The organism is Pseudomonas sp. GW821-FHT03E01 (assembly GCF_059420765.1).
In genome coordinates this window covers 66,344-92,732 of sequence record NZ_JBWKUI010000010.1, presented here as the reverse complement: position 1 = coordinate 92,732, position 26,389 = coordinate 66,344, and the positions used below count along the sequence as shown (strand labels likewise).

General features: G+C 61.5%; 27 protein-coding genes. 10 read left to right on the top strand and 17 right to left on the bottom strand.

Annotation, left to right across the window (positions count from 1 at the left end; genetic code table 11):
* Position 1: 1 nt before the first annotated feature.
* Genes AC07VO_RS17995 through AC07VO_RS17980 form a run of 4 tightly spaced genes read right to left on the bottom strand, consistent with a single transcriptional unit; the run spans position 2 to position 7,769 of the window.
* A complete protein-coding gene (locus tag AC07VO_RS17995; protein ID WP_370741144.1) occupies positions 2-4,561 on the bottom strand; it encodes an alpha-2-macroglobulin family protein in 4,560 nt (1,519 codons plus the stop codon).
* Positions 4,562-4,572: 11 nt separating this feature from the next.
* Positions 4,573-5,238, bottom strand: a complete 666-nt coding sequence (locus tag AC07VO_RS17990) for a DUF1175 domain-containing protein (protein WP_032833720.1) — start codon at positions 5,236-5,238, stop codon at positions 4,573-4,575.
* Positions 5,208-6,929, bottom strand: a complete 1,722-nt coding sequence (locus tag AC07VO_RS17985) for a DUF2138 domain-containing protein (RefSeq protein ID WP_064620641.1) — start codon at positions 6,927-6,929, stop codon at positions 5,208-5,210. The genes AC07VO_RS17990 and AC07VO_RS17985 overlap by 31 nt, the downstream gene beginning before the upstream one ends.
* Positions 6,930-6,977: 48 nt before the next feature.
* Complete coding sequence (locus tag AC07VO_RS17980) at positions 6,978-7,769, bottom strand: YfaP family protein (protein WP_018925700.1); 792 nt, start codon at positions 7,767-7,769, stop codon at positions 6,978-6,980.
* Between the two features lie 508 nt (positions 7,770-8,277).
* On the opposite strand from AC07VO_RS17980, the gene AC07VO_RS17975 reads away from it, so the two are divergent.
* The 3 genes from AC07VO_RS17975 to dxs all read left to right on the top strand — a co-directional run bounded on the left by AC07VO_RS17975 (position 8,278) and on the right by dxs (position 11,394).
* Positions 8,278-8,520, top strand: coding sequence for an exodeoxyribonuclease VII small subunit (locus tag AC07VO_RS17975; protein WP_007894317.1), 243 nt, complete (start codon positions 8,278-8,280; stop codon positions 8,518-8,520).
* The gene (gene ispA, locus AC07VO_RS17970; protein ID WP_086945950.1) at positions 8,517-9,404 is read left to right on the top strand and encodes a (2E,6E)-farnesyl diphosphate synthase; all 888 of its coding nucleotides are present in this window, start codon (positions 8,517-8,519) and stop codon (positions 9,402-9,404) included. Before AC07VO_RS17975 ends, ispA begins: the two co-directional genes overlap by 4 nt.
* Before the next feature lie 91 nt (positions 9,405-9,495).
* Positions 9,496-11,394, top strand: coding sequence for a 1-deoxy-D-xylulose-5-phosphate synthase (gene dxs, locus AC07VO_RS17965; protein WP_086945951.1), 1,899 nt, complete (start codon positions 9,496-9,498; stop codon positions 11,392-11,394).
* Positions 11,395-11,449: 55 nt separating this feature from the next.
* Here dxs and AC07VO_RS17960 read toward each other — a convergent pair whose 3' ends face one another.
* The 12 genes from AC07VO_RS17960 to nrdR all read right to left on the bottom strand — a co-directional run bounded on the left by AC07VO_RS17960 (position 11,450) and on the right by nrdR (position 20,159).
* On the bottom strand, positions 11,450-12,250 hold the full coding sequence (locus tag AC07VO_RS17960; RefSeq protein ID WP_086945952.1) for a cobalamin-binding protein: 801 nt from the start codon (positions 12,248-12,250) through the stop codon (positions 11,450-11,452).
* On the bottom strand, positions 12,250-12,669 hold the full coding sequence (locus tag AC07VO_RS17955) for a hypothetical protein (RefSeq protein WP_018925695.1): 420 nt from the start codon (positions 12,667-12,669) through the stop codon (positions 12,250-12,252). The genes AC07VO_RS17960 and AC07VO_RS17955 overlap by 1 nt, the downstream gene beginning before the upstream one ends.
* The gene (ribA, locus tag AC07VO_RS17950) at positions 12,666-13,283 is read right to left on the bottom strand and encodes a GTP cyclohydrolase II (RefSeq protein WP_018925694.1); all 618 of its coding nucleotides are present in this window, start codon (positions 13,281-13,283) and stop codon (positions 12,666-12,668) included. Before ribA ends, AC07VO_RS17955 begins: the two co-directional genes overlap by 4 nt.
* A 140-nt stretch (positions 13,284-13,423) precedes the next feature.
* Positions 13,424-14,158, bottom strand: a complete 735-nt coding sequence (locus AC07VO_RS17945) for a type 2 periplasmic-binding domain-containing protein (protein ID WP_064620650.1) — start codon at positions 14,156-14,158, stop codon at positions 13,424-13,426.
* A gap of 22 nt (positions 14,159-14,180) precedes the next feature.
* The gene (locus AC07VO_RS17940) at positions 14,181-14,684 is read right to left on the bottom strand and encodes a phosphatidylglycerophosphatase A family protein (RefSeq protein WP_018925692.1); all 504 of its coding nucleotides are present in this window, start codon (positions 14,682-14,684) and stop codon (positions 14,181-14,183) included.
* Positions 14,681-15,646, bottom strand: coding sequence for a thiamine-phosphate kinase (thiL, locus tag AC07VO_RS17935; RefSeq protein ID WP_086945953.1), 966 nt, complete (start codon positions 15,644-15,646; stop codon positions 14,681-14,683). The genes AC07VO_RS17940 and thiL overlap by 4 nt, the downstream gene beginning before the upstream one ends.
* Positions 15,647-15,669: 23 nt before the next feature.
* Positions 15,670-16,170 carry a transcription antitermination factor NusB gene (nusB, locus tag AC07VO_RS17930; protein ID WP_007933632.1) on the bottom strand — a complete coding sequence of 167 codons (501 nt, stop codon included), beginning with the start codon at positions 16,168-16,170 and terminating at the stop codon, positions 15,670-15,672.
* Positions 16,167-16,643: a 6,7-dimethyl-8-ribityllumazine synthase gene (gene ribH, locus AC07VO_RS17925; RefSeq protein WP_003228649.1), complete on the bottom strand. Its 477-nt coding sequence runs from the start codon at positions 16,641-16,643 to the stop codon at positions 16,167-16,169. The genes nusB and ribH overlap by 4 nt, the downstream gene beginning before the upstream one ends.
* Positions 16,644-16,734: 91 nt before the next feature.
* Complete coding sequence (ribBA, locus tag AC07VO_RS17920; protein ID WP_019581380.1) at positions 16,735-17,826, bottom strand: bifunctional 3,4-dihydroxy-2-butanone-4-phosphate synthase/GTP cyclohydrolase II; 1,092 nt, start codon at positions 17,824-17,826, stop codon at positions 16,735-16,737.
* A 16-nt stretch (positions 17,827-17,842) separates the two neighbouring features.
* Positions 17,843-18,520: a riboflavin synthase gene (locus AC07VO_RS17915; RefSeq protein WP_086945954.1), complete on the bottom strand. Its 678-nt coding sequence runs from the start codon at positions 18,518-18,520 to the stop codon at positions 17,843-17,845.
* Between the two features lie 44 nt (positions 18,521-18,564).
* Positions 18,565-19,698: a bifunctional diaminohydroxyphosphoribosylaminopyrimidine deaminase/5-amino-6-(5-phosphoribosylamino)uracil reductase RibD gene (gene ribD / locus AC07VO_RS17910; RefSeq protein ID WP_018925688.1), complete on the bottom strand. Its 1,134-nt coding sequence runs from the start codon at positions 19,696-19,698 to the stop codon at positions 18,565-18,567.
* Positions 19,695-20,159, bottom strand: coding sequence for a transcriptional regulator NrdR (gene nrdR / locus AC07VO_RS17905; protein ID WP_007906838.1), 465 nt, complete (start codon positions 20,157-20,159; stop codon positions 19,695-19,697). Before nrdR ends, ribD begins: the two co-directional genes overlap by 4 nt.
* Before the next feature lie 116 nt (positions 20,160-20,275).
* Here nrdR and AC07VO_RS17900 point away from each other — a divergent pair, with 116 nt between their 5' ends.
* The 3 genes from AC07VO_RS17900 (at position 20,276) to trxA (ending at position 22,459) form a co-directional block, all read left to right on the top strand.
* Positions 20,276-20,740 carry a YbaY family lipoprotein gene (locus AC07VO_RS17900; RefSeq protein ID WP_018925687.1) on the top strand — a complete coding sequence of 155 codons (465 nt, stop codon included), beginning with the start codon at positions 20,276-20,278 and terminating at the stop codon, positions 20,738-20,740.
* Complete coding sequence (locus AC07VO_RS17895) at positions 20,737-21,393, top strand: class I SAM-dependent methyltransferase (protein WP_086945955.1); 657 nt, start codon at positions 20,737-20,739, stop codon at positions 21,391-21,393. The genes AC07VO_RS17900 and AC07VO_RS17895 overlap by 4 nt, the downstream gene beginning before the upstream one ends.
* A gap of 193 nt (positions 21,394-21,586) precedes the next feature.
* Positions 21,587-22,459 (top strand): thioredoxin, encoded by an 873-nt coding sequence (trxA, locus tag AC07VO_RS17890; protein WP_086945956.1) that lies wholly within the window; start codon positions 21,587-21,589, stop codon positions 22,457-22,459.
* Between the two features lie 15 nt (positions 22,460-22,474).
* Here the strand turns inward: trxA and AC07VO_RS17885 are convergent, their stop codons facing one another.
* Positions 22,475-22,816, bottom strand: coding sequence for a hypothetical protein (locus AC07VO_RS17885; protein ID WP_086945957.1), 342 nt, complete (start codon positions 22,814-22,816; stop codon positions 22,475-22,477).
* A gap of 135 nt (positions 22,817-22,951) precedes the next feature.
* Between AC07VO_RS17885 and AC07VO_RS17880 the strand changes: the two genes are divergently transcribed.
* The 4 genes from AC07VO_RS17880 (at position 22,952) to AC07VO_RS17865 (ending at position 26,203) form a co-directional block, all read left to right on the top strand.
* Positions 22,952-23,539 carry a DUF2796 domain-containing protein gene (locus AC07VO_RS17880; RefSeq protein ID WP_086945958.1) on the top strand — a complete coding sequence of 196 codons (588 nt, stop codon included), beginning with the start codon at positions 22,952-22,954 and terminating at the stop codon, positions 23,537-23,539.
* A 156-nt stretch (positions 23,540-23,695) separates the two neighbouring features.
* A complete protein-coding gene (locus tag AC07VO_RS17875) occupies positions 23,696-24,406 on the top strand; it encodes an ABC transporter ATP-binding protein (RefSeq protein WP_086945959.1) in 711 nt (236 codons plus the stop codon).
* A 1-nt stretch (position 24,407) separates the two neighbouring features.
* On the top strand, positions 24,408-25,673 hold the full coding sequence (locus AC07VO_RS17870; RefSeq protein WP_007933653.1) for an ABC transporter permease: 1,266 nt from the start codon (positions 24,408-24,410) through the stop codon (positions 25,671-25,673).
* Between the two features lie 11 nt (positions 25,674-25,684).
* Positions 25,685-26,203, top strand: coding sequence for a DUF3299 domain-containing protein (locus AC07VO_RS17865; protein WP_018925681.1), 519 nt, complete (start codon positions 25,685-25,687; stop codon positions 26,201-26,203).
* Positions 26,204-26,389: the final 186 nt, after the last annotated feature.

Sequence of the window (26,389 nt, the reverse complement as noted above, 5' to 3'; positions counted from 1 at the left end):
GTCAATTGACCGTGACCTGGCCAAGCGCCTGCTTCTGTTCCTGAGCCTGGTGCTGTGGCGCGTAGACCTGCGTGAAGCGCACCGGCGGCAGGTTGAACTGGCCTTTTTGCGAGAAGCGCACCAGATGACGCAGGCGCAACTCACCGCTCAGCGCATCCACTGGCACCGCATAGGCCATTTGCCCCGGCTCGAAACGGGCCTTCTCCAGCGAGGTCGGCTCGGTGCCGGCCTTGCCCATCAGCTTGATGCCCCACGTGGTGCGCTCGACGTCCGCACCCGGTGGCAGCGGCACTTCGAGCATGCCGTAGCGCAGCGGTTTCGCGGCTTTGCTGGTGATGATCACTTCGTCCAGGTACAGGCTGTCGCTGGACAACGGCTTGGTGCCGACCGCTTCGAGTTTGAATTCGAACGCTTCATCACCCGGCACCAGACGCGACAGGCGACGGGTGATGGTCACAGCCATCGGATCGATTGCCGGTTGTTTGGTCTGGAAGCTCAACATGGCGCGTAGCGGGCGCTCTTGCGTCCCGGTCAGCGACAATGCCGCCGGCACTGGCGAGGAGCCCTGCCACGTCCAATACATCTCACCGGTATCACTGTAACGTTTCTTCCAGCCCTCACCCGGTGCCAGTGCGATGGTCGGAGAGGCCTGCTCGATGCTGCGTTGCAACCAGGTCAGCGCCAACGCGCGTTCCAGGGTCGATTGCTGTGGCAACAGGCGTTGCAACAACGCTTGTGCATGAGCCTGATCGAAAGTCTGCAGCGACAGGTTCAGGGCTTCGACAAACGGTTGAGCGCTGGCGGCCACTTGCTGTTGCGCAGCATCCACTTGACGGCTGAATGCCGGCGGCAGATTGACCTTGGCCTGACGCGCCAAAGACGCGGTCAACACCCGAGCACTGGCCAGCCCCAAGGCCGAATCCGGATCGTTCATGACCAGGCTCTCTGCGCCATCGTCCATCACGCTCGCGGCATTGCCTTCGCCGGCTTTCACCAGGTCGTCGATCAAACCGCTGAGCAGCGTGTTCACCGGCAATTGCATCTGTTTGGCAAACGACAGAATCAACGCCCGCTGCAACAGTGGTGTGTTCTGCGCCTGTTTCGCGTACACCTCCAACACCCGCTGCCAGTGCTCCGGCGGCAGGCTCAGTTCCAGCACTTTGCTGGCGTGCCAGTCGGCGTAATAGGCGTAAGCGGTGAGGAATGCATCCGGCTCGCCGTCAAAGCCCCACCAAGTGAAGCACGCCGACGGCCCGGCCATTTGCACCAGACGCAGGCGGCTGTTCTGCATGATCAAACGCAAGCGATCACGGATCTGTGGGTTCGACGACAGCGTTGGATAGGCGATGCTCAGCGGCAGCAGACGGCTGGCGGTTTGTTCGACGCCGCCATACGGATAGCTCAGCAGATCGTCGAGGGCCGAACGGAACACCGCTTGCGGGCTGTCATCCAGACGCAGGCGAATATCCGTGGCGTCCGCCGGCAAGGTCAACGGCGTGTCGCCGCTGACCGCGTCCAGGCTTTGGCTCTGGGTCACCTGCCAGCCTTCGCCAGTCGCGGTCAGGCGTACGGCTAATGCATCAGCGGTTTTGCCATCCTGCACCAGCTCGGCGGTCCAATCGCCATTGGCCAATGTGAATGCCGGCAATGGGACGTAGTTGACGCCGTTGTTCAGTGTGACCGGCACACGTTGCTCGGCACCGGCGTAATGAATCACCAGCTCAGCCTTGACCGGTTTCTCGGCCTGACTGAAAGCGAATACACCAAGATCCGGTTTGTCGCCGTTACGGAATTTGGTCGGGCCGCTCCACTTCAGGTACAGCGGTTTTTCCGAGCGCACGAATTGCTTCTTTTGCCCGACCTGACCGTCATCGGCGATGGCGCGGGCGGTGATGCGCCAGCGGGTCAAGGAGTCCGGCATCTTGAAGGTGAAGCGGGTCTTGCCGTTGGCGTCGGTGATCAATTCCGGCTGCCACGCGGCGGTGTCGACGTCTTCACGACGCGGCCGCTCCAGCACTTTCACCCCACGCTCGCTGCGGTTGGCTTTGCCCGGCGCACCCGGGCTGCCCGGCAGTGCCACGTCGTAGCTGATGAACGACAAACTGGCGCTGGTGCGCACGTTGTTGCGGCGCGGGTGGTAGAAGAACTGGTCGATGGTCGGCGCCACTTCCGGTTGCAGCGCGTAGATCATTTCGTCGACCACGCTGACCGTCAGGTGCGCCGGAATCGGCTTGCCGGCGAACTGGGTGGTGAGGTCCACGGACACGGTATCGCCGGGTTGATACGCCTCTTTGTCGGTAGTGATCGCCACATCGATCTGTGGCGCGACCACCTTGATACCGGCGTTCTGGAAGCTGTACTGACCGCCCTTGGTGTAGAGCACGGAGAACGTCAGGTTCGGCGCGAAGTTGTCCTTCACCGCGATGCGCGCGCGGTATTGGGTGTCGCTGAGTTTTTCCATCTTCAGCCAGTCGGCGCCCTTGGACAGCAACGCCGTGGCCTCGACCTTGTCGCGCTCGAGCGACAACAACGCATCGCTGACCGGCTCGGGGAAGGTGATCAACGCGAGGGCTTCGTCACCAGCCTTGTACTCGGGTTTGTCGAGGACGATTTCCACGGTGCCGGGCACGGCTTTGACGCCATCACCCGTGACCGAATGACCGGTCGCGCCAAGCACGCGGCCATGATCATCTTTCAGCGTCAGGTTGTAAGTACCCGGACGGTCGAAGGCCAGGCTGAAGCCTTTGTCCTTGGCGGCGAGTTTTCCTTCGCCAGTGGTCTGATCTTCGAGTCGCACCCAGCTGTAGCTGCTCGGGTTGACCGCTTTGCTCTGCTCGCTGCCACCTTCATTGGCGTAGCTGAAGGCAACCTTGTCGCCCACCGCGCTGAACCGTTGCGGCGCGCTCAGGCGGAAACTGGCGGCACCACGGTCGATGAGGATTTCCTTGGTGGTCTTGACCCGGTACGCCGCGCCATCACTGGCGAACACGGTGAGCATGTAGCGGCTCGGTTTCTCGGCGGCGGGCAGGTCAAGCGTCGCGTTGCCCTTGGCGTCGGTGGTCAGTTCGGCGCTGGTCAGCTCCACCGGGAATTGCCCCAGGTATTGCAGTTCGTTATCGACCATCGACAGTTGTTGGGCGCGCAGGCTCAGGCTCACCTTGGCGTCGGCCACTGGTTTACCGTCCGGGTACAACAACACCAGACTGCCCTTGACCGGTTCGCCGGTGCGGTAATCTTGCTTGGCCAGGTTCAGAGAAATCTCGAAGTGCGGCTTGATGTACTCAGCCACGCGGAAGGCACTGCTGTAGGCCTGATCCTTGTAGCTGAAACGCAGCTCATAACCACCTGCCACCGCATTGTCCGGCAACTGGAAACGGCCCTGGGTGCCGGCCTTGGAATCGAGCTTCAACGCCAACGACTGCAGCGCAGTACCGGTGGCATCGAGCACCGTCACATTGACATCGGCAGCGGTCGGCGCCACGGAATCCCGGGCATTCTTGAACTCGCGACCGACGATTTTCAACGACACCCAATCACCCGGCCGGTACAGCGGTCGATCGGTAAACGCATAGAGTTTGGTGTCGTAGATTTCGCTGTCGTAATAGAAGTTCTCGGAGACGAACACCCCGCCCTCTTCGTCCTCGCCGATCACGAACGAACGCTCGGGGCTGACGTGTTTCAGGCGCAGCAAACCATCGGCATCGGTAGCGCCACTGCTCATCACGCCCAGGCCGTCGGTCCATAGCACATTCACTTTTGGCACCGAACTGCCTTCGTGTTTGCGCGCAGCCCACACCAGCAATTCATCACCGGCAATCTTGCTCACGGCCACGGTGTTGGAGACGAACACCATAGTGGTCGCGCGGTACTTGCCGATCAGCGCTTCCACCAGATACAGGCCCGGTTTCAGGTTGCCCAACGGGATGTACACGTTGCCCGGCGAGACGCTGACGAACTCACTGGAAGAACCAACCAGTTTCACGCCTTCAGGCGGCTGGATCGGTTTGGCTTGCCATAGCGGATAACGGAATTGGCTGACCACCGGCAGGCCCGGAATCAAAGCAAATTGTGGCTGTGCATCGTAGGGCGTTGGCGCGGCGATGGCGGTGCCCATCTTCAGTTCCGGCACTTCCTCGGTGACTTGTTTACGCGACTCGTAGGAAAACGCCCGCTGCATCACCCGACGGGATTTGCGGTACCAGTTGTCCCACAGGTACGCGAGGGTGTTCGACAGGCCTTCGCCCTTGAACTGGCCGTCGCTGACCACACGGTGCAAGTTCTTCTGGCGCTTGAGGAAATCCAGCGGCTTGTCGATGCGATACACCCGAATGTCCGCACCGCCGTAAGGCTCCATGCGGAACCGGCGATAGTCACGACCCGGCGCTTCGAGGCGTACCACCGCTTGTTCATCGCTGGCGAAACTACTGTCGGCCAACAGGAAAAAGCTTTCACCGGCTACCGGCGTATAGCCGCTCGGCTCGACGGTGTCTTCGGCGTTGACTGCCGACAGCGGCAGAACCAACGCAAGCAAAAGAGGCAGTTTTGAGCAAATGCGCAGCATGCGGGCACCGATCATTGGGAGAGAAAGTTCAGTCGATAGACGCCGATGAAGTTGGGGTTGGCTGCGTCGGGTATCCATCGGGTGTCCTTCCATGTCATGAGTTGCTGCAGGCTTGCGGAGCGCATGCCGTTGTCGGTGGGGGTGGTGGTGCCGGTGTGATAGGCGATGAAGCGGCCCATCCAGATCATCAGGTGCTGGTCATCGCCCTGATCGAAAAACATCAGGTCGCCGGGCCGGGCCTGGGCCAGGTCGCGGCCGACCAGATGACTGTTGAACTGAATCAGTTTGATCGCGTTGACGTAGGGCCCGACCTTGCCGCCGCCCTGCTGCCATTGCTGGGCGAGGCCGCGTTGGGCGTCACTCAGTTGCAACTCCGGCGGCAGGTAGCGGTTGGACAGGCCATTGCTGCGCAGCCATTTGTCGTCATGGACTTTCAGCGCTTCGTTGGCGGCAAACCGCACCAGCCCGGCGCAGTCCTGCTGATACCAGCGCGGGCTCGGGCCTTGGGTCAATTGTTCCTGGGCGATGCGCACGAACCAGGCACGGAATACCTGGGATTGCTGCGGGTCGAGCGCGGCGGCTTCGCTGGCGAATGTGCGGGTCCCCAGCAGCAACGCCAGCAAGCCGAGGCCTCGGATGAGTGCGGTCACAGAGCTTTCCACTCCAGCGGCAGCCATTGCCAGTGGCCGTCGGGCTCGCTGCCTTTGGGCAAGGTCAGGGCGTATTTGCCGTAGCCGCCAAGGGTGCGCAGTTTCGGGATCAGGTAGGTTTGCGCGGCGTTGTAGAACACCGGCTCCATGTCCTGCGGCAGGCTGTCGAGGGTTTCCTGCTGCATCAGTTGCGCCATGGAGTCGGGGCCGAAATAGATCGGCATCAGCAGGTCTTTCGGCAGCACGTCAGCCAGCGGCGGGAAGCGTTTGTCGAGGGTGCCCAGCGCTTTGTCGACGAGTTTGTCGTCGAGGGAGAACAGCAGCGTCGAACCATGGCGCGCCAGGCTGACGCGCATGAAGGCTTTGCCGGTGATCGCGTCCGGCTGCTCGGCATCCTTGGCCTTATAGGGGCCGAAGTTGGAGCTGACCTGGCGCTGCCACTGATGGGTTTTACCGTCCTGTTTCTCGACCACCGGGAATGCGTGCTCGGCAACATTGCCTTCGTAGGCACCGACCATCGAGCCGAACAGGTTGCCCAAGTCACCGTCGAGTTTGGCACTGTCATCGTCATTCAGGCTGGCCACCAGCAGCGGCGTGTACAGCCGCGAATCGGCGTACCAGCACAGGCCGGCGGCACCGGCCATATGTTCGGTCAGGGCCTGGGCCACGGACTCTTCGGCGCCAAGTTTCACCAGCAGCGGTTTCTGTTGTTCGGCGGCCAACGGCAAGGCCACGCAAGCGCTGGCGCCCATCGGCATGGCTTGCCAGATCGGTTTGAAGTCGAAGTCCGGCTGCTTGTCCAGTTCGTCCATGGCGAGGAAGCTGTGCCAGCCCTTGTCATCCATGTCGAAACGCAGGCCGGCAAAGTTCGGGATGAAGCGCTGATAACCCATGGCCAACACGCTGGAGTTGACCGAGAGGCGTTGTTTTACCTCGGGCGCACGGGGCGGCAGGCCGAAGGCTTCGGGGAACAGTTTGTCGCCGTTGAGCAAGGCGGCGATCGCCTTGGTCGAAACGCCGCCGGTTTCCTCCAAAGCCCCGTTATCCGGGTCGTAGAGTTTGGCCGGATTGGACAGCACCACCAATTTGTCGCCATGGGAAGCAAACACCAACGACTTGCTGGCGTTGTAGTTGAGCTGATAGAGGGTGACGGCGTCGGCACCGACTTTCACTTCGCCGAGCTTGCTCAGTTGCGAATCATCCAGCGCCACTTTCGCCAGCGGCTCCAGCACCTTGGCCAGTCCGCCGCGATCCATCACCAACAGGAAATCCTTGAGACGCCCATCCGCCCCACGCCACAGCGCCACATCCGCCGGTTGGTCGAAGAGCTGCTCGATCAGGCTGTCCTGCAGCTTCAGGTCATGCTCGTAAATAATCCGCCGCAGACTGCCAATCAAACCGAGACGGTCGGCGTGAGCTTCGTAATAGAAGACGAAATCTTCGGTCAGGGTTTCCTTGAGGAACGGCACGGCCAGCAAATCCTTGGGCAGCTGACTCAAGGAATGGGTTTCGAGCAGACCGTCCGGCCGGCTCATGCCCAGTTTGTCACTGGCCAATTGCGCAGGCGGGGCCTTGGGTTTGTGCAGGAACCAGCCCAATCCGCCCGCCACTCCGGCCACCAGGCATAGCCCGATCACCAGCGCTGGCCAGCGGCGAGGAGGTTTGGCAGCGGGTGCGGCGGCCGGGGAAGCTGCTGGTGGAATCGTGTTATCACTCATGTTCACGCTCATTTTCACAAGGCTGAATTCAACCGTGGTGCGGGATGTTTAATAGTTGAAAGTCTTGACCAGCAGCAGGTCGCCGATCGCCCGCAAGGGCACGATGAACGTCTCGCGTTTTTCGTCGACGGTGTTTTCATTGAGCACCAGATTGATTTGCGAGGTGATCACCTCGTTCTGGTTGCTGTTCTCATCGAAGTTATAGCCGCCACTGCCGTAGTTGCCCCAATAGTTCACGTAAACCAGATAGGTGCCGTGCATCGGCGCAGTCATGGTGAACATTTCAGGGCCAGGGCCATCGACCCCGTCCGGGTCCAGCCCACCGCCGTTGCTCATCGCCGGACTGGCCCAGAACGCGTGCTGGCCGTCGGGGGTAATGATGTGCAGGTCGAGTTCGGCCTTGGGATCGTCCCAGCCCAGCACCACGCGAATCCGCGCCGGGGTGCGCAGGTTATTGGCTTCATAGAATTGAACGCGCTTGAGCGACTTGCCCTCGGAACTGCGCACTTCGACGCTGTTGGAACCGGCGCCGAACGCATACGGGCGGGCAAAACGCCCTTGATCGTCGGTGTACAGATTCAGGGGATTGCCGTTGACCGCCAGGCTGTGGGGCGGACGGAGCGTGCCGAGGGCCTTGAGCTGGCCTTCGATCATTGTGCGATTGCGCTGCACGCCCCGGTCGATGGGCGGTGTGGGATAGGCGACGCGAGGGTTTTCACTGCGGTCCAGCAAGCCGTGATAGCGCCAACCACCCACCGGTTCCGATAGCTCGGCCGTGGGCTCGGCCCGCGCCACTTGAGCGCAGACCAGCGTAATCAGCAGTGAAAGAACCCAACGCATGTGACGCCTCCTGCCATGCATAACGAAACCTGGCGCCTGATCCTCGGCGCGTTACAGATCAAAAAAACTGCGTTTCGTCAGAAGACCCTGAATATAGGGTCGTTGAAGGCGCGAAGATTAGCCATTCGGCAGTTTTTTAACAATCGGATACATCTATATTTGCGGTGAGAATCACGGTGTTTGTTGGGCGTGAGCCGAATAGCGATCTTATTCGGCTCATAAAGTGAGCCGAATAATCCACACAACCTATATAGACGACATACATCTGTGGCGAGGGAGCTTGCTCCCGCTGGGTAGCGTAGCGGCCCCAAAACCATACATCGCGTTTATTCAGGCCTACCGTGTCCAGAGGCTCGCGACTGCTGCGCAGCCGAACGGGAGCAAGCTCCCTCGCCCCAAGGTGTGTTGTCACCCCGGAACTGCTGCTCCAAATGGCCCAGCTCATTTGCCCATACCCCCCATGTCTGCTAGTGTCGCGCCGGTTTAACGTCAACCGGAAATAGCCGCCATGGCCCGCAAAAAAGCTGCACTGGATTTCGAACAATCCCTCGCTGACCTGCAAACGCTGGTGGAGCGTCTGGAGAACGGCGAATTGTCGCTGGAAGACTCGCTGACCGCTTTCGAGCAGGGCATCGGGCTGACCCGTGATTGCCAGGCGGCGCTGGCCCAGGCCGAGCAGAAGGTTCAAGTGCTGCTCGAGCGTGATGGCGAGTTGGCCGAGGAACCCTTCGACGCGGATCAGCCAGAATGATTGCAGCGTATTCGGCAGCCAGCCAGGCCCGCGTCAATGCAGCACTGGAAATCCTGTTCAACCCGCCGAGCCCTGAGCTCGCCCGCCTCTATGAAGCCATGCGCTACAGCGTGATGAATGGCGGCAAGCGCGTACGTCCGCTGCTGGCCTACGCCGCGTGTGAAGCGCTGGGCGGCAAGGCCGAGCAAGCCAACGGCGCAGCCTGCGCGGTTGAGCTGATCCATGCCTATTCGCTGGTGCACGACGATTTGCCGGCCATGGACGATGACGACCTGCGTCGCGGCCAGCCGACCACCCATAAGAAATTCGACGAAGCCTGCGCGATTCTCGCCGGCGACGGTTTGCAGAGCCTGGCCTTCAGCGCCCTGCTCGACCCACGCCTGAGCTCGTCGGATACCGAAACCCGGCTGCAGATGGTCAGCGCCCTGGCGCTGGCGGCAGGCCCGGCGGGCATGGTCGGCGGGCAAGCCATCGATCTTGGCTCGGTGGGACTGAAGCTCGATCAAAAAGCCCTTGAATACATGCATCGGCACAAGACCGGCGCGTTGATCGAAGTCAGCGTCAAACTCGGTGCCCTGGCCAGTGGCCGTGCCGAGAAGGACGAACTGAAGTCGCTGCAAAGTTATGCACAGGCCATCGGCCTGGCATTTCAGGTCCAGGACGACATTCTCGACGTCGAAAGTGACACCGCCACCCTAGGTAAACGCCAGGGCGCCGACATCGCCCGGGACAAGCCGACCTACCCGGCACTGCTCGGTCTCGACGTGGCCAAGGCCTACGCTCTGGAACTGCGCGACCAGGCCCTGCACGCATTGCGACCGTTTGACGCGGCAGCCGAGCCCTTGCGCGATCTGGCCCGGTACATCGTTGACCGCCGCAACTGACGGCGTATCCGCCAAAAAAGACCAACGCGTGGGCAGGGGGCGATGCATCAGGTAAACTGCCGCATCTTTTATACCTATAACGATTCGCCTGATGCCCACGACGTTTCATGAGATTCCCCGTAAGCGCCCGACCACGCCCCTGCTCGACCGTGCCAACACGCCGGACGGCCTGCGCCGGTTAGGCGAAGCCGAGCTGGAAACCCTGGCTGATGAGTTGCGCCTGGAATTGCTCTACACGGTCGGCCAGACCGGTGGGCATTTCGGTGCCGGCCTGGGCGTGATCGAGCTGACCATCGCGTTGCACTACGTTTTCGACACCCCGGACGACCGGCTGGTGTGGGACGTGGGTCATCAGGCCTATCCGCACAAAATCCTCACCGGCCGTCGCGCGCGCATGAGCACCCTGCGCCAGAAGGATGGCATCGCCGCCTTCCCGCGTCGTTCCGAGAGCGAGTACGACACCTTTGGCGTCGGCCACTCCAGCACCTCGATCAGCGCAGCGCTGGGCATGGCCATTGCCGCCCGCCTGCAACACAGTGATCGCAAGGCAATCGCGGTGATCGGCGACGGCGCACTGACCGCTGGCATGGCCTTCGAGGCGCTGAACCACGCGCCGGAAGTGGACGCCAACATGCTGGTGATCCTCAACGACAACGATATGTCGATCTCGCGCAACGTCGGCGGGTTGTCGAACTATCTGGCGAAAATCCTTTCCAGCCGCACTTACGCAAGCATGCGCGAAGGCAGCAAAAAGGTCCTGTCGCGCCTGCCCGGCGCCTGGGAAATCGCCCGTCGCACGGAAGAATATGCCAAAGGCATGCTGGTCCCTGGCACGCTGTTCGAAGAGCTGGGCTGGAACTACATCGGCCCGATCGATGGCCACGACCTGCCGACCCTGATCGCCACCCTGCGCAACATGCGCGATCTGAAAGGCCCGCAATTCCTGCACGTGGTCACCAAGAAGGGCAAAGGCTTCGCCCCGGCGGAAGTCGACCCGATCGGTTACCACGCCATTACCAAACTCGAACCGCTGGACGCTCCGGCCGCCGCGCCGAAAAAAGCCAGCGGGCCGAAATATTCCGGTGTGTTTGGTGAGTGGCTGTGCGACATGGCCGCAGCCGATCCGCGCCTGGTCGGGATCACCCCGGCGATGAAGGAAGGCTCCGACCTGGTGGCCTTCAGCGAACGCTTCCCGACGCGCTATTTCGACGTGGCGATTGCCGAGCAACACGCCGTGACCCTGGCAGCCGGCATGGCCTGTGAAGGCGCCAAACCGGTGGTGGCGATCTATTCGACCTTCCTGCAACGCGGTTACGACCAGCTGATTCATGACGTCGCGGTACAAAACCTCGACGTACTGTTCGCCATCGACCGCGCCGGCCTGGTGGGCGAAGACGGCCCGACGCACGCAGGCAGCTTCGACCTGTCGTTCCTGCGTTGCATCCCCGGCATGCTGGTGATGACCCCGAGCGACGAAAACGAACTGCGCAAAATGCTCAGCACCGGCCACCTGTACAGCGGCCCGGCGGCGGTGCGTTACCCGCGTGGCACCGGCCCGAATGCACCGATCGCGAAAGACCTCGAACCGATTGAAATCGGCAAGGGCGTGGTTCGTCGCCAGGGCAGCACAGTCGCCCTGCTGGTGTTCGGCGTGCAACTGGCCGAGGCACTGAAAGTCGCCGAGAAGCTGGATGCGACGGTCGTCGACATGCGTTTCGTCAAACCGCTCGACGAAGCACTGGTTCGCGAAATCGCCGGCAGCCACCAATTGCTGGTGACCGTCGAAGAGAACGCGATCATGGGCGGCGCCGGTGGCGCGGTCAGCGAGTTCCTCGCCCGCGAGAACATCCTAAAGTCGGTGCTGCACCTGGGCTTGCCAGACATCTATGTCGAACACGCCAAGCCTGCGCAAATGCTCGCCGAATGCGGGCTGGATGAAGCCGGGATCGAAGAGGCGGTGCGTCAGCGCCTGCAATTGCTGAATATCTGATTCTCTGGCTACATGCAAAACCCTGTGGCGAGGGAGCTTGCTCCCTCGCCACAGGTTAAAGATCGGGTGCGATCAACTGACAGAGCTTGGCCGTCGCTTCGATCATCTGCCCACTCGGTCGTTCCAGGCCTTTATCCGTCACTAACAGCAATTGCCCCTGCGCCACCGCCGTCACCTGGGGCCAAGCCTTCCACGCCTCGAGCTGCGCCTGATCGCTGGCCAGAATCACCTCGGGGTTGCGCTGCAACACCGCCTCCACACTGACCTGCGGTGCAGGCTGTGGCAGGTCGGCAAACACATTGCTTGCCCCGCAAACCTGTAGCGCATCACTGATGATCTGCCTTCCGCCCACGGTGTACAGCGGCCGATCCCAGACTTGATAAAACACCCGCAGCGGCTCGTCCCTTCGATAGCGCTGGCGCAAGGAGTCGAGTCGCTGACGCAGTTTTTTGGCCAATGCAACGCCCCGCTCCGCTCGCCCGAGTTGCGTGGCTATCGCTTCGATCTGCACAGTGAGTTGTTCGAGGTTATGCGGTTCGGCGACATAGGTGGGAATGTTCAGCCGTTTGAGCTGTTCACGCTGAGCCGGCCCCACACTGCCCGGCCAGAGCAGCAGTAAATCAGGTTTGAGGCTGAGCAACCGTTCGATGTCCAACTGACCGTAGCGGCCCACCGAAGGAATGTCTTTGAGCTCGGCCGGACGCTCACCGGCATCCAGCACTCCGACCAGCAGGTCAGCCGAATTCAGTTCAATCACGATTTCGGAAAGCGACGGTGCCAGGCTGACAACCCGCTCGGCCGCAGCTGCCGGACCACCGATGGCCAGCAACAGGACTGCCAGCCAGACGCATCGCATCAGCCGAGTTGACGCGGGATACGGTAGAGGTAGAACAGCACCACCGTCGACAACGCCAGCAGCATCAGCGGCACGGCTTCCAGACCAACGAAGACTGCCAGTGCGCCGATCCAGGCGGGCAGGCCGGCGACCAGAAACGCAGCACGGCGTTTCGCGGCCAGGGCGATCCAGGCGGCGGGTTCTTCAGGGGTATCGAGGGCTTTTTGGGTCGCGATCAGCGCATGTTTGTAACCGCCAAAGAACTTCAGGCTGACAAACATCGACGCCACACCGGCAATGAAAAACGGCATGGCCAGCACCGGCAGAATCGCCTCGCTTTGGCCGAATAAGCCATTGACCACGAACAGCGGCAGCAAGGCCAACGCCAGATATTGCCACCAGTTGACGGCCAGTCGTCGCCGTACCTGACCGCGGGTCACGCCCTGTCAGCCTCGCCCTGGTGCTCGTTGCCCATCATGTGGTCGAGCTTGCTGGCCTTGGTCGCCAGGTAGAGTTTGTTATGCGGGTTGTGCCCTGTGTGCAACGGCACGCGCTCGGCAACCACGATGCCCATGTCAGTCAAGGCTTTGACCTTGCGTGGGTTGTTGGTCATCAGTCGCAGGGATTTCACGCCCAGATGCTCCAGCATTGGCAGGCACATGGCGTAGTCGCGCTGATCGGCGGCGAAACCCAGACGCTCGTTGGCTTCAACGGTGTCAGCACCGCCGTCCTGCAATTCATAAGCGCGGATCTTGTTCAGCAGGCCAATGCCACGGCCTTCCTGACGCAAGTAGAGCAATACGCCACGGCCTTCACGGGCGATCGCCTGCAACGCCGCCTCGAGTTGCGAACCACAGTCGCAACGCTGGCTGAACAAGGCATCGCCGGTCAGGCATTCGGAGTGCAACCGACCGAGTACCGGAGCACCGTCGGCGATCTCACCCAGGCTCAGCACCACGTGCTCACGCCCGTTCTCTTCATCGAGAAAGCCGTGCATGGTGAATTGCGCAAAAGGCGTTGGCAGCTTGGAAGCGGCGACAAAAACGACAGGCACCGGTGTGCTCCTGATCTATAAGTACTGAAGATTCGCAGAGGCGGCATTGTAACAGCACGTTCCTACAGACGCTTAGGCTGAATTATCGGCCATAACGATCAAAAAGTTTGATATCTGCCCCGCGCCCGCATTGAACGTTTTCATTTCGAGCCGAACGGATAGGGCTGTTTCCAGCGTTCGAAGACCGGTTTCAGCTGACCGCTTTTTACCAGCAATTCCATACGCTGGTCGAACAGCACCATCAACTGCCGTGCCCGAGGGGTATCGGCGAAGCACAGGTACAGCGGTAAATCCGCGATGTGCGTGCGGCGGAACTGCGACGGATCCTTGGCTCGGCTGACGATAGAGTTAACCTCGTCCAGCGCGTCAATGTAGTAGTCGACGTGGTTGTGGATCAGCATCGGCAGAATCCCGGTACGCCGCGCGACTTCGTTATAGCGCTGCACGTTGGGCAGGTAAGCCTGGTACTTGTAGCCGCGTACCCAGGCCAAACGGTAATTGCCCAGATTTTCCGGGGTCGGCGCCGGATTGGTGGCCAGGCCCAGTGCATAGATCGGATCGGTATCGAAACTCCAGCGCGGATAGAGCACGTCACTGACTTCATCCCGATAGGCACCGACACACGCGTCCACTTCGCCACGCTGTGCCAGGCCCGTGGCGCGCGTATACGGTTCGATTCGAATATCCAGTTTGACGCCCGCAGGCTCGAACACTTCGCGCAACACGTCCCAGCCCAAACCACGACCATCGGCGGCGGTAAAGTCTTCCCACGCTTCGCTGGCCAGGTGAATCACGGACGGCGTCGTCGGTGCATCCCCCGCCTGGGCGAACGAGCAAAACGTCGCGAAAACCATCACCATCAACCAGCGAGCCATCTTTCGTCCTCGACTGTAGCCTTCAGGCGAAAAGCCAGACCAGCCCTTGCATCGCCAACCACGCGAACACCCCCGCAAGCACGTCGTCGAGCATGATCCCGACGCCACCGTGCACATGCCGGTCGATCCAGCGAATCGGCCACGGCTTGAGGATGTCGAAGAAGCGGAACATCAGGAACCCCGCCAACAACCAATACCAACCTTGCGGCACCAGCCACAGGGTGATCCACATCCCGACCATTTCGTCCCAGACGATGCCTTCATGGTCGTGCACGCGCAAATCGTCGGCGACCTTGCCGCACAGCCAGAAGCCGAACAGCATGGTGATGCCGAGCATCAGCCAGTAGCCCCAGTCGGGCAGCATCTGCCACAACGGAATAAAGGGTAACGCCACTAACGAACCCCAGGTGCCCGGCGCTTTTGGCAGGGTGCCCGAGCCGAAGCCGAACGCCAGGAAATGCCACGGATTGCGCCAGACCGACGGCGGTACGAACTCCGACGGAACCTGTTTGGGATGATCTGTCACGGTGTCTCCCGAAAATGTTGGTAACCCCGGATTGGCGGGGTGATGTCGTGTCCGTCGGCGTCCAGCAGAATCACGCCCTGCCCTGCAACCACCTGCCCGAGCACATGGATCGGCCAGCCGTCCGCCAGTAACGATGGCAACTCGGCAGGCGGCAAGGTGAAGGCCAGCACGTAATCGTCACCGCCACTCAGGGCGGCTTGCTCCGCGTCGGATTGACCGAGGAAAGCCAGCAGCGCCTTCGACAACGGCAGCCTGCTGCGCTCTACCCGAATCCCGACTTTCGACGCCAGGGCAATATGCCCGCAGTCGGCGAGCAAGCCATCGGAGATGTCCAGCACCGCCGTGGCCCTGCCGCGCAACGCCTGGCCCAACGCCAGTTGCGGTTGCGGCGACCAGTAATGGGCCAGCAATGGCTCGGCGATGGCCGCGTCCGCTGTCCGCTGGCCGAGCACCAGCGGCAATGCGCCCGCGCCGTTACCCAGCTCACCGCCCACACAGAGTAAATCGCCCGGCCGTGCGCCGCTGCGGGTCAACGCCAGACCGGTCGGCACCCGGCCGAACACGGTCATGGTCAGGCTCAACGGCCCGCGAGTAGTATCGCCGCCCACCAGTGCCACACGGCAATTCTGCGCCATGAGGTTCAAACCACGGGCGAACGCTTCCAGCCAATCGGAAGTCCCGGTCGGCAAGGTCAAGGCAAGGGTAAAGGCAACGGGGGTGGCGCCCATGGCGGCCAGGTCACTGACGGCCACGGCCAGCGAGCGCTGGCCGAGCAGAAACGGATCGCAGGGGTCGGCGAAATGCACACCGGCCACCAGCGTATCGGTAGAAATCGCCAACTGCTCCCCGGGAGGAACAGCCAGCAAGGCGCAGTCGTCGCCGATCCCGAGGGCAACGCCTTCACCGCCCTGCGCGCAAGGCGCGGCGGCGAAGAAGTTGCGGATCAGCTCAAACTCACCCATGGCAATGGCAGTTCAAGCGCCAATCAGCGCTTGAACGCCTTCACTTCGGCTTCACGCAGACGCGGGGCCAGCTTGTCGAGCACACCGTTGACGAACTTGTGGCCGTCGGTGGAACCGAAGACCTTGGCCAGTTCGATACCTTCGTTGATCACCACGCGGTACGGCACGTCGACACGCTTGAGCAGTTCCCAGGTGGACAGGCGCAGAACCGCCAGTTCAACCGGGTCCAGCTCTTCGATGGTCAAGTCCAGGCAAGGCTTGAGCGCGGTGTCGATCTCGGTCTTGAACTGCGGAACCCCGTGCAGGATTTCGCGGAAGTACGCGCCATCGACATCGGTAAAATCGTTATCGACCCGGAACTGCGCTTCGATCTCGTTCAGCGACTGCTTGGCCATGTGCCATTGGTACAGCGCCTGGGTCGCGAGCTGACGGGCCTCGCGACGCTTTGCGCTTTTCGATGGCTTGCCGGCATCCGCAGGCTTTGGATCGCGCGGGTTGAAACGATCGCTATCGTCGCTAATCACTTGGCCTCCAACTGCGCCAGCAGGCTGACCATTTCCAGAGCGGACAGGGCAGCTTCAGCACCTTTGTTACCGGCCTTGGTGCCGGAACGTTCGATGGCTTGTTCGATGGAATCAACGGTCAGTACGCCGAAAGCGACCGGTACGCCGAACTCCATGGACACCTGGGCCAGGCCCTTGGTGCACTCGCCAGCCACGTATTCGAAGTGCGGAGTACCGCCACGAATGACCGCGCCCAGGGCGATGATTGCCGCGAACTCGCCCTTCTGAGCGACTTTCTGCGCAACCAGCGGGATTTCGAAGGCGCCAGGCGCACGGATGATGGTGATGTCGCTTTCGCTCACGCCATGGCGAACCAGGGCATCAACTGCACCGCTGACCAGGCTTTCAACCACGAAGCTGTTGAAACGGCCCACTACCAGAGCGTAGCGGCCTTTAGGGGCGATGAAGGTACCTTCGATGGTCTTCAGGGTCATTCGTTAGATCTCTTAAAGAGCCGGGACGCGTTTTCTACGCATCCCTCAGTGATGTGTTAGCCGCGAATCAAGGACTGGAAACAACCGGTCATTATTCGGAGGGCACGTATTCTACAACTTCCAGATCGAAACCGGATATCGCATTAAATTTCATCGGCGCAGACATCAGGCGCATTTTACGCACGCCCAGGTCCCGAAGGATCTGCGAACCGGCACCCACAGTGCTGTAGGTGGTCGGCTTTTTCACCGCCAGGTGGTCGGCGGTTTCGCGGATGTGCGCCAGCAACACGTCGCCATCGAGCGGGTGACCGAGCAACAGCACCACACCGCTGCCAGCCTCGGCAACCGCGGCCATGGCGGCGCGCAGGCTCCAGCGGCCCGGTTGCTTGACCATCAGCAGGTCACGCAGCGGGTCCATGTTGTGCACCCGAACCAGGGTCGGTTCTTCGGCGCACACGTTGCCCAGGGTCAGGGCCATGTGCACGTCGCCTTCCACCGAATCACGATAGGTCACCAGGTTGAACTGGCCCAGTTCGCTGTCCAATGGCTGCTCGGCAATCCGCTGAACGGTACGTTCGTGGATCATCCGGTAGTGGATCAGGTCGGCAATGGTGCCGATCTTGATGTTGTGCTCGGCGGCAAACGCTTCGAGTTCGGCGCGACGGGACATGGTGCCGTCGTCGTTCATCACTTCGCAGATCACACCGCTCGGTTCAAAACCGGCCATGCGCGCCAGGTCGCAGGCCGCTTCGGTATGGCCGGCGCGGGCCAGGGTGCCGCCGGCCTGGGCCATCAGCGGGAAGATGTGGCCGGGGCTGACGATGTCTTCAGCCTTGGCGTCTTTGGCGGCAGCGGCTTGTACGGTACGCGCACGGTCGGCCGCGGAGATACCGGTGGTCACGCCTTCGGCGGCTTCGATGGACACGGTGAACTTGGTGCCGAAGCCGGAACCGTTGCGTGGCGCCATCAATGGCAGCTTGAGCAGTTCGCAGCGCTCGCGGCTCATTGGCATGCAGATCAGGCCACGGGCGTGCTTGGCCATGAAGTTGATGTGCTCAGCCTTGCAGCACTCGGCGGCCATGATCAGGTCGCCTTCGTTCTCGCGGTCTTCGTCATCCATGAGGATGACCATCTTGCCTTGGCGGATGTCTTCAACCAGTTCTTCGATGCTATTGAGCGCCACAAGGCACCCCCTTGAGTCAGGATTTGAGGTAGCCGTTTTGGGCCAGAAAGCTTTCAGTAATAGTGCCGCCAGACTTTTGTGATGAGCCCGGTTCAGCAGCTTTGTCACCCAGCAGCAGGCGTTCCAGATAACGTGCCAGCAAGTCCACTTCCAGGTTCACCCGGCGACCTGGCTTGTAAGAAGCCATGATGGTTTCACTCAGGGTGTGCGGAATGATCGTCAGCAGGAATTCGGCGCCATCGACCGCGTTCACCGTCAGGCTGGTGCCGTCGACGGTGATCGAACCTTTATGGGCGATGTACTTGGCCAGTTCTTTCGGCGCACGGATGCGAAATTCCACGGCGCGGGCATTGTCGCTGCGCGAGACCACTTCGCCGACACCATCGACGTGACCGCTGACCAAGTGCCCACCGAGGCGGGTGGTCGGGGTCAGGGCTTTTTCCAGATTCACTGGGCTGCCGCTCTTGAGGTCATTCATGGCGGTGCAGTCGAGGGTTTCGCGACTGACGTCCGCCGCAAAGCCATTGCCCGGCAGTTCAACCGCCGTCAGGCACACGCCGTTGACGGCAATGCTGTCGCCCAGTTTGACGTCGCTCAGGTCGAGCTTGCCGGTTTCTACGTAAACCCGCACATCTCCGCCTTTTGGGGTCAATGCACGAATACTGCCGATGGATTCGATGATGCCGGTAAACATGGAGTCCTCCTCGAGAACAGGGCCTTCTGGGCTGCAGCCGGGAATTATACGCTGACCGTTGGGACAGGTATGGCAATGACTCGCCAGTCATCGCCAACCGCGCGGATTTCGGTAATTTTGAGCTCGGGCGCATCTTTCATCTGCGCCAGCGGCCAGTCCAGCAACGGTCGCGCCGTGGAGCCGAGAAACTTGCCGGCAATGAAAATCTGGAACTCGTCCACCAACCCTTGCTGAGCAAACGCCCCGGCCAGACGCGGACCGGCTTCGACCAGCACCTCGTTGACGTCACGGGCAGCCAGTTCAACCAGCAACTTGCGCAGGTCGACCTGGCCATCGTCGCCCGCCACGATCAGGCACTCCGGACCGTTGGCGTATTGCTCTTCGATCGCCATGCACGTCGCAACCAACGCCGGACCAGCCTTGAAAAACGGCGCGTCCAGAGGCACCCGCAGGCGACCGTCGATCAGCACGCGCAGTGGCGGACGGCTCATGGCCAAGGCGGTTTGTTCGGGATCGAGGCCCAATTCATCGGCACGCACGGTCAAGCGGGCATTGTCCGCCAGCACCGTGTCGGCGCCGGTCAGCACCACGCTGGCCTGCGCGCGCAGCCGTTGTACCGCCGAGCGCGCCGCCGGGCCGGTAATCCATTGGCTCTCGCCGCTTTCCATCGCTGTGCGACCGTCGAGGCTCATGGCCAACTTGACCCGCACGAACGGCAAGCCGTGTTCCATGCGCTTGAGGAAGCCTTCATTGAGCTTGCGCGCCTCACCTTCCAGCACGCCACTTTCGGTGGCGATTCCCGCCTGGGCCAGACGTTGCAGACCGCGACCGGCAACTTCCGGGTTCGGGTCCTGCATCGCCGCAACGACGCGCGCCACACCGGCATTCACCAGTGCATCGGCGCAGGGCGGCGTACGGCCGTGGTGGCTGCACGGTTCCAGGGTCACGTAAGCCGTGGCGCCTCGCGCCTTGTCGCCGGCGGCACGCAAGGCGTGGACTTCGGCATGGGGCTCGCCGGCGCGCACATGCCAGCCTTCGCCGACAATCTGCCCGTCACGCACCACCACGCAGCCAACCCGCGGGTTGGGGTGCGTCGTGTAATGACCTTTGCGCGCCAGTTCCAGGGCACGGGCCATGTAATGGGCGTCGAGGATGGCTTGTTCCGGGGAGGTGGTCATTCTTTCACCGGTTCACGGGCGAGGCGATCGATCTCTTCGCGGAACTCGTTGAGGTCCTGGAAGCGTCGGTACACCGAAGCGAAGCGGATATAGGCGACTTCATCAAGCTTTTTCAGCTCGGCCATCACCAGTTCGCCGACCACGAGGGATTTGACCTCGCGCTCACCAGTGGCGCGCAGCTTGTGTTTGATGTGCACCAGCGACGATTCCAGGCGCTCGACACTCACCGGGCGCTTCTCCAGCGCTCGCTGCATGCCGGCACGAAGTTTTTCTTCGTCGAACGGCTGGCGACTGCCGTCGGTTTTGATCAGGCGCGGCAACACCAGTTCAGCGGTTTCGAACGTCGTGAAGCGTTCGCCGCAGGCCAGGCATTCACGCCGGCGGCGCACCTGTTCGCCCTCGGCGACCAGACGCGAGTCGATGACCTTGGTGTCGTTGGCACCGCAGAAGGGACAGTGCATGGTGGCAGGCAACAAAAAATGGGAGGGCCATGGTAGCGCATCCCCGTGGCAAGACAAGCCATAGGGTTTGCGGTATACAGACGGGCTATAATGTTTTCACCTTGCTGGAGCCGCCAATGTCGTTACGACCGCTCGTTTTGCTCAGTCTTTTCAGCCTGCTGGTGGCCTGTGGCAGCGATGCACCCAAGCCCCAGCCACCAACACCAGGCCCAGCGCCGCAACAGGCGCAGAAGAAGGCCAAGGCGTCTGCCGAGCTCGGCCCGCTGCCGGCTTACCAACGTGAAATCAGTGGCACCCTGATGGGCGTGCCGGCCGACGCCGAAGTCGAACTGGCGCTGCTGGTGATCGACGAAAAGGATCGCCCGCAACAATTGCTCGCCAGTGCCAACCTGATTGGCACCAATCAGGTGTTGCCGTTTCGCCTGCGTTTCAACCCTGAATCCTTCCCGGTTGGCGCTCGCGTTGAACTGCGCGGCCGCGCCAGCCAGTCCGGGCAGTTGATTCTGCATCTGCCGGCGCAACTCATCACCCAGCCGACGACCCAGGCCCTGGGTCAGTTGCAATTCGTCAAAGCGCCATGATTGCACCGCTCGGCCTGCAACAGGCGTTGGGTGAACTGCTCGGTGACGCACAGCTTGTAGCCTGTGAATTGCCGGGCACCGAGCTGAAACTCTGGCTGATCGACGGCGACAACATGGACCGCGCTTTCAGCCCCGAAGAAACCCGGCGGATTCTCCACGAGCCGCCGTACTGGAGTTTCTGCTGGGCCAGTGGGCTGGCCGTGGCCCGCTATCTCGCCGAACACCCGCACTGGGTCGTAGGCAAACGGGTGCTGGATTTCGGCACCGGTTCCGGCGTGGCTGCGATTGCGGCCGTGAAGGCCGGGGCGCTGGAAGTGGTGGCCTGTGACCTGGACCCGCTGGCGATTGCCGCGTGTCGGGCGAATGCCGAACTCAATGATGTGCAGCTGCGCTACTCGACGGATTTTTTCGCCGAAGCGGATCGATTTGATCTGGTTCTGGTGGCCGACGTGTTGTACGACCGGGAAAATCTGCCGCTACTCGACGAGTTTCTCAGCCGTGGCCGGGAAGCGTTGGTGGCGGATTCACGGGTGCGGGATTTTCGCCATCCGCTGTATCAGCGCATCGAGATGCTGCAGGCGATGACCTTGCCGGACCTGGCCGAACCCGAAGAGTTTCGGCATGTGAGCCTTTACCACGCGCGGCGCGGTTAGCAAAAAGCTTCGCGGGCAAGCCTCGCTCCTACAGGGTTGGGTGGCGATTTCGAAATCAGCGCGGACCTGTAGGAGCGAGGCTTGCCCGCGAAGACGTCCTGCCTGGCAGCACATCACTCAATGATCACCCCGCTTTCAGCCGCCCCCCACCAAGCCTTATAGTGGCCTCATCCACGCTTTTACGAGATCCCCCATGAGTCAGGAAACGCCGTACATCTTCGACGCCACGACTGCCGATTTCGACCAGTCGGTGATCGAGAACTCTTTCCACAAACCGGTACTGGTGGATTTCTGGGCCGAATGGTGTGCGCCGTGCAAGGCCTTGATGCCGATGCTGCAAACCATCGCCGAGAGCTATCAGGGTGAGTTGCTGCTGGCCAAGGTCAACTGCGACATCGAGCAAGACATTGTTGCGCGTTTCGGCATTCGCAGCCTGCCGACCGTGGTGCTGTTCAAGGACGGTCAGCCGGTGGACGGTTTTGCCGGTGCGCAACCGGAATCCGCTGTGCGCACGATGCTCGAACCTCATGTGCAAATGCCGCCTCCAGCCGCCGCCGACCCGTTTGAACAGGCTCAGGCGCTGTTCGATGAAGGCCGTTTCGCCGACGCCGAAGCCACGCTCAAAATCTTGCTGACTGAAGACAACACCAATGCCAAGGCACTGATCCTCTACGCCCGCTGCCTTACCGAGCGCAGCGAGCTGAGTGAAGCGCAAGCCGTACTCGACGCGGTCAAGACCGATGAACACAAGGCCGCGCTGGCCGGCGCCAAGGCGCAGATCCAGTTTCTCGGCCAGGCCAGGGATTTGCCGGATGCGGCAGACCTGAAAGCACGCCTGGCGAAAAATCCGCAGGATGATGAGGCGGTCTATCAGTTGGCGATCCAGCAACTGGCCCGTCAGCAATACGACGCGGCGCTGGATGCGTTGCTGAAACTGTTCGTCCGCAACCGCAGCTACAGCGAAGGCTTGCCACACAAGACCTTGCTGCAAGTGTTCGAACTGCTGGGCAACGATCACCCGTTGGTGACCACGTACCGTCGCAAGCTGTTTGCCGCGCTCTATTAAGCTCTTTTTTGCGGCTTACTCGATCCAGCTGTAGAGCGGCGTATCCCCGCCGCTCACTACTTTGACCTCTGCGCAGTGGCGCAAGCGCACCAACAAGCGCTTGCCCGCCGCTGCGCTGCCGGTCAGCCCTTCCAGTTGCTCCAGCAAATCCGGCCCACTCAATTGCCCGGCCTTGCGCAGCAATTCTTTGGCGATCTGCCATAGCGCATCATCCTGATTCACCGGTTTGACCGGTGTTGCACTCGCCTCGGGTTTGGCAGCCTGCAACTGCGCACCGAGCTGCGCCCAGTCGCCCTCATCCAGTTCAAGGGTCAAATCCACCGGCCAGTCGCCGATGCTTCCGCGTATTCGCAACATAAGTCTGCTCCAGCACATACCTGACTCGCATGCTCCCATGGGTCTTGCACAACGCCAAGCAGACGGTCAAACTCTCGGCACTTTCGTTATAAGATTACATAACAAATTTTTCATTTTACTTTTCGGAGACCCGTCATGCGCCGTCTGCTGCTCGCTTTGCCGTTTGCCTTGTTACCGCTGGCTGTCGCCCACGCGGCTGTCGAGCAAGATCACGACCATGAGCACGGCAGCCTCGGTGCCCACGAACACGGCGTCGGTCGCTTGAATGCGGCGCTGGACGGCCAGACCCTGGAGCTGGAGCTGGAAAGCCCGGCAATGAACCTGGTGGGTTTCGAGCACGCCGCCACCACCGATGCCGACAAGGCCAAAGTCGCCGCCGTCCGTGCCCAACTGGAAAAACCACTGACACTGTTCAACCTGCCGAAAGCCGCCGGGTGCGTGGTCGCGACCCAGGAGCTGGAAAGCCCGTTGTTCGGTGACAAACCGGATGCCGACGATGAGCATGAAGAAGCCAAGGATGGTCACGAGCATCAACATGACCACAGCGAAATCCACGCCCGTTACCAATTCAGCTGCTCGGCCCCGGGCGCGCTGAAGACCCTGGACCTGGCGACTGTCTTCAACACGTTCCCGGCTACCCAGAAGATTCAGGTACAACTGGTCAGCCCGAGCGGGCAGCAAGGGGTTGAGGTGACGGCCAAGGCGGCTGCCCTGAAATTCTGATCCGACACCAATCCTGTAGGAGCGAGTCTTGCCCGCGAAAGCGATCTGTCAGTCAACATCTCTGTTGGATCTACTGGCCTCTTCGCGGGCAAGCCTCGCTCCTACAGGGGGTAATGTTGAATGTGAAGTCGAGACAAACCTCATGAAATCGGCGCCATGACCCAAGCACTCATCGAATTGTCCGACCTGGGCTTCAGCTGGCCCGGTCACCCGCCGTTGCTGGACATCCCGGCGTTTCGCCTGGAGCCTGGTGAAACCCTGTTCCTCAAAGGCCCCAGCGGCAGCGGCAAGACCACCCTGCTCGGCTTGCTCGGCGGTGTGCAAAAGCCTGATCGCGGCAGCATCCGGCTGCTCGGCCAGGAATTGACCGAACTGTCTGCCGGGGCTCGCGACCACTTCCGGGTCGATCACACCGGCTACATCTTCCAGCAGTTCAACTTGCTGCCGTTTCTGTCGGTGCGGGAGAACGTCGAACTGCCCTGTCACTTCTCGAAACTGCGCGCCGAGCGGGCGAAACAACGCCACGGCAGCGTCGATCAGGCCGCCGCCACCCTGCTCGCCCATCTGGGCCTGAAGGACGAAAACATTCTGGCCCGCCGCGCCGATTCGCTGTCCATCGGCCAGCAGCAACGGGTCGCTGCCGCGCGTGCGTTGATCGGTCAGCCGGAACTGGTGATCGCCGACGAACCGACCTCGGCACTGGATTACGACGCCCGCGAAAACTTCATTCGCCTGCTGTTCGCCGAATGCCGCGAAGCCGGCTCGAGCCTGTTATTCGTCAGCCACGATCAGAGCCTCGCGCCGCTGTTCGATCGCCACCTGTCGCTGGCCGATCTCAATCGCGCCGCCACCCCGTCCGAGGTTTGAGATGTATTTGTTTCGTCTAGCCATGGCCAGCCTCGCTAACCGTCGCTTCACCGCGATCCTCACCGCGTTCGCCATCGCCCTGTCGGTCTGCCTGCTGCTGGCGGTGGAGCGGGTGCGCACCGAGGCCAAGGCCAGTTTCGCCAGCACCATCAGCGGCACCGACCTGATCGTTGGCGCGCGTTCCGGCTCGGTGAACCTGCTGCTGTATTCGGTATTCCGCATCGGCAACGCCACCAACAACATCCGCTGGGACAGCTTCGAGCAGTTCGCCAACAACCCGAAAGTGAAGTGGGCGATCCCGATGTCCCTCGGCGATTCCCATCGTGGTTATCGGGTGATGGGCACCACTGAGGCGTACTTCGAGCATTACCAGTACGGCCATCAACAGCATCTGGAACTGGCCGACGGCCGTGCCTTCGCCAGCGATCCGTTCGAAGTGGTGCTCGGCGCCGAAGTGGCCGACGCGCTGCACTACAAACTCGGCGACAAACTGGTGCTGGCCCATGGCGTGGCGGCGATCAGCCTGGTCAAGCATGACGACAAACCGTTCACCGTGGTCGGCATTCTCAAACGCACCGGCACCCCGGTGGACCGCACGCTGCACATCAGCCTCGGCGGCATGGAAGCGATCCACATCGACTGGCACAACGGTGTACCGGCGCGGGGTAACGGTCGGGTCAGTGCCGATCAGGCGCGCAACATGGACCTGACGCCGCAAGCAATCACCGCGTTCATGCTCGGCCTTAACAACAAGATTTCGACCTTCGCGCTGCAACGTGAAATCAACGAATTCCGTGGCGAACCGATGCTGGCGATCCTGCCGGGTGTGGCGTTGCAGGAGCTGTGGAGTTTGATGAGCACGGCGGAAAAAGCCTTGTTCGTCGTCTCGCTGTTCGTGGTGCTGACCGGGTTGATCGGCATGCTCACGGCGATTCTCACCAGCCTCAACGAGCGGCGCCGGGAGATGGCGATTCTGCGTTCGGTGGGTGCGCGGCCATGGCATATCGCGACTTTACTGGTGCTGGAAGCGTTTGCCCTGGCGCTGTCGGGAGTGATTGCCGGCGTGGCGCTGCTGTATGTCGGCATCGCCGTGGCGCAGGGTTACGTGCAGTCGAATTACGGTTTGTACCTGCCACTGGCCTGGCCAAGCGAATATGAATGGACGCTGCTCGGTGGCATCCTGATCGCCGCGCTGCTGATGGGCAGCGTGCCGGCCTGGCGCGCTTATCGCCAATCCTTGGCCGATGGCCTGTCGATCCGCCTGTGAGGACGTTGAACATGCCCCGCGCTCTGCTTGCGCTGTTGATGCTGGTTGCTCTGCCGCTGTGGGCGGCCGAGCCGAAAGACCTGACCTGGTCGGAAATGATCCCGCCGGATGCCCCGCCGGAAGTGCCGAACATGACGCCGCTGCACGACCTGTCGAAGATGAGCGACGCATTGTCCGCGGAGTCGGCCCCGGCCGCCAAACAGGACATGCCGAACGCGCCGGTGGTGAAAAGTCTCGATGGCCAGAACATTCGCTTGCCGGGGTACATCGTGCCGCTGGAGGTCAGTGAAGAAGGCCGCACCACGGAGTTTCTGCTGGTGCCGTATTTCGGCGCCTGCATCCACGTACCGCCTCCGCCGTCGAACCAGATCGTGCACGTCAAAAGCGAAGTCGGCGTGAAGCTCGATGAGCTGTACCAGCCGTACTGGGTCGAAGGTGCGTTGCAGGTCAAGGCGTCCACCAGCGAATTGGCGGATGCCGGGTATCAGATGGAGGCGCAGAAGATTTATGTGTATGAACTGCCGGAGTGAACACCGGTAGTTCGGTGTTGAATGAAAGGACGCCTTCGCGGGCAAGCCTCGCTCCTACAAGGCAATGTTGAACCTGTAGGAGCGAGGCTTGCCCGCGAAGAGGCCCTCGAAGGTTCCGCAAAAATCTGGGCCATCACTGATTCGTTGAGCTGAGTCAAAAGACCGTATCAGTTGGATCCCTACCAT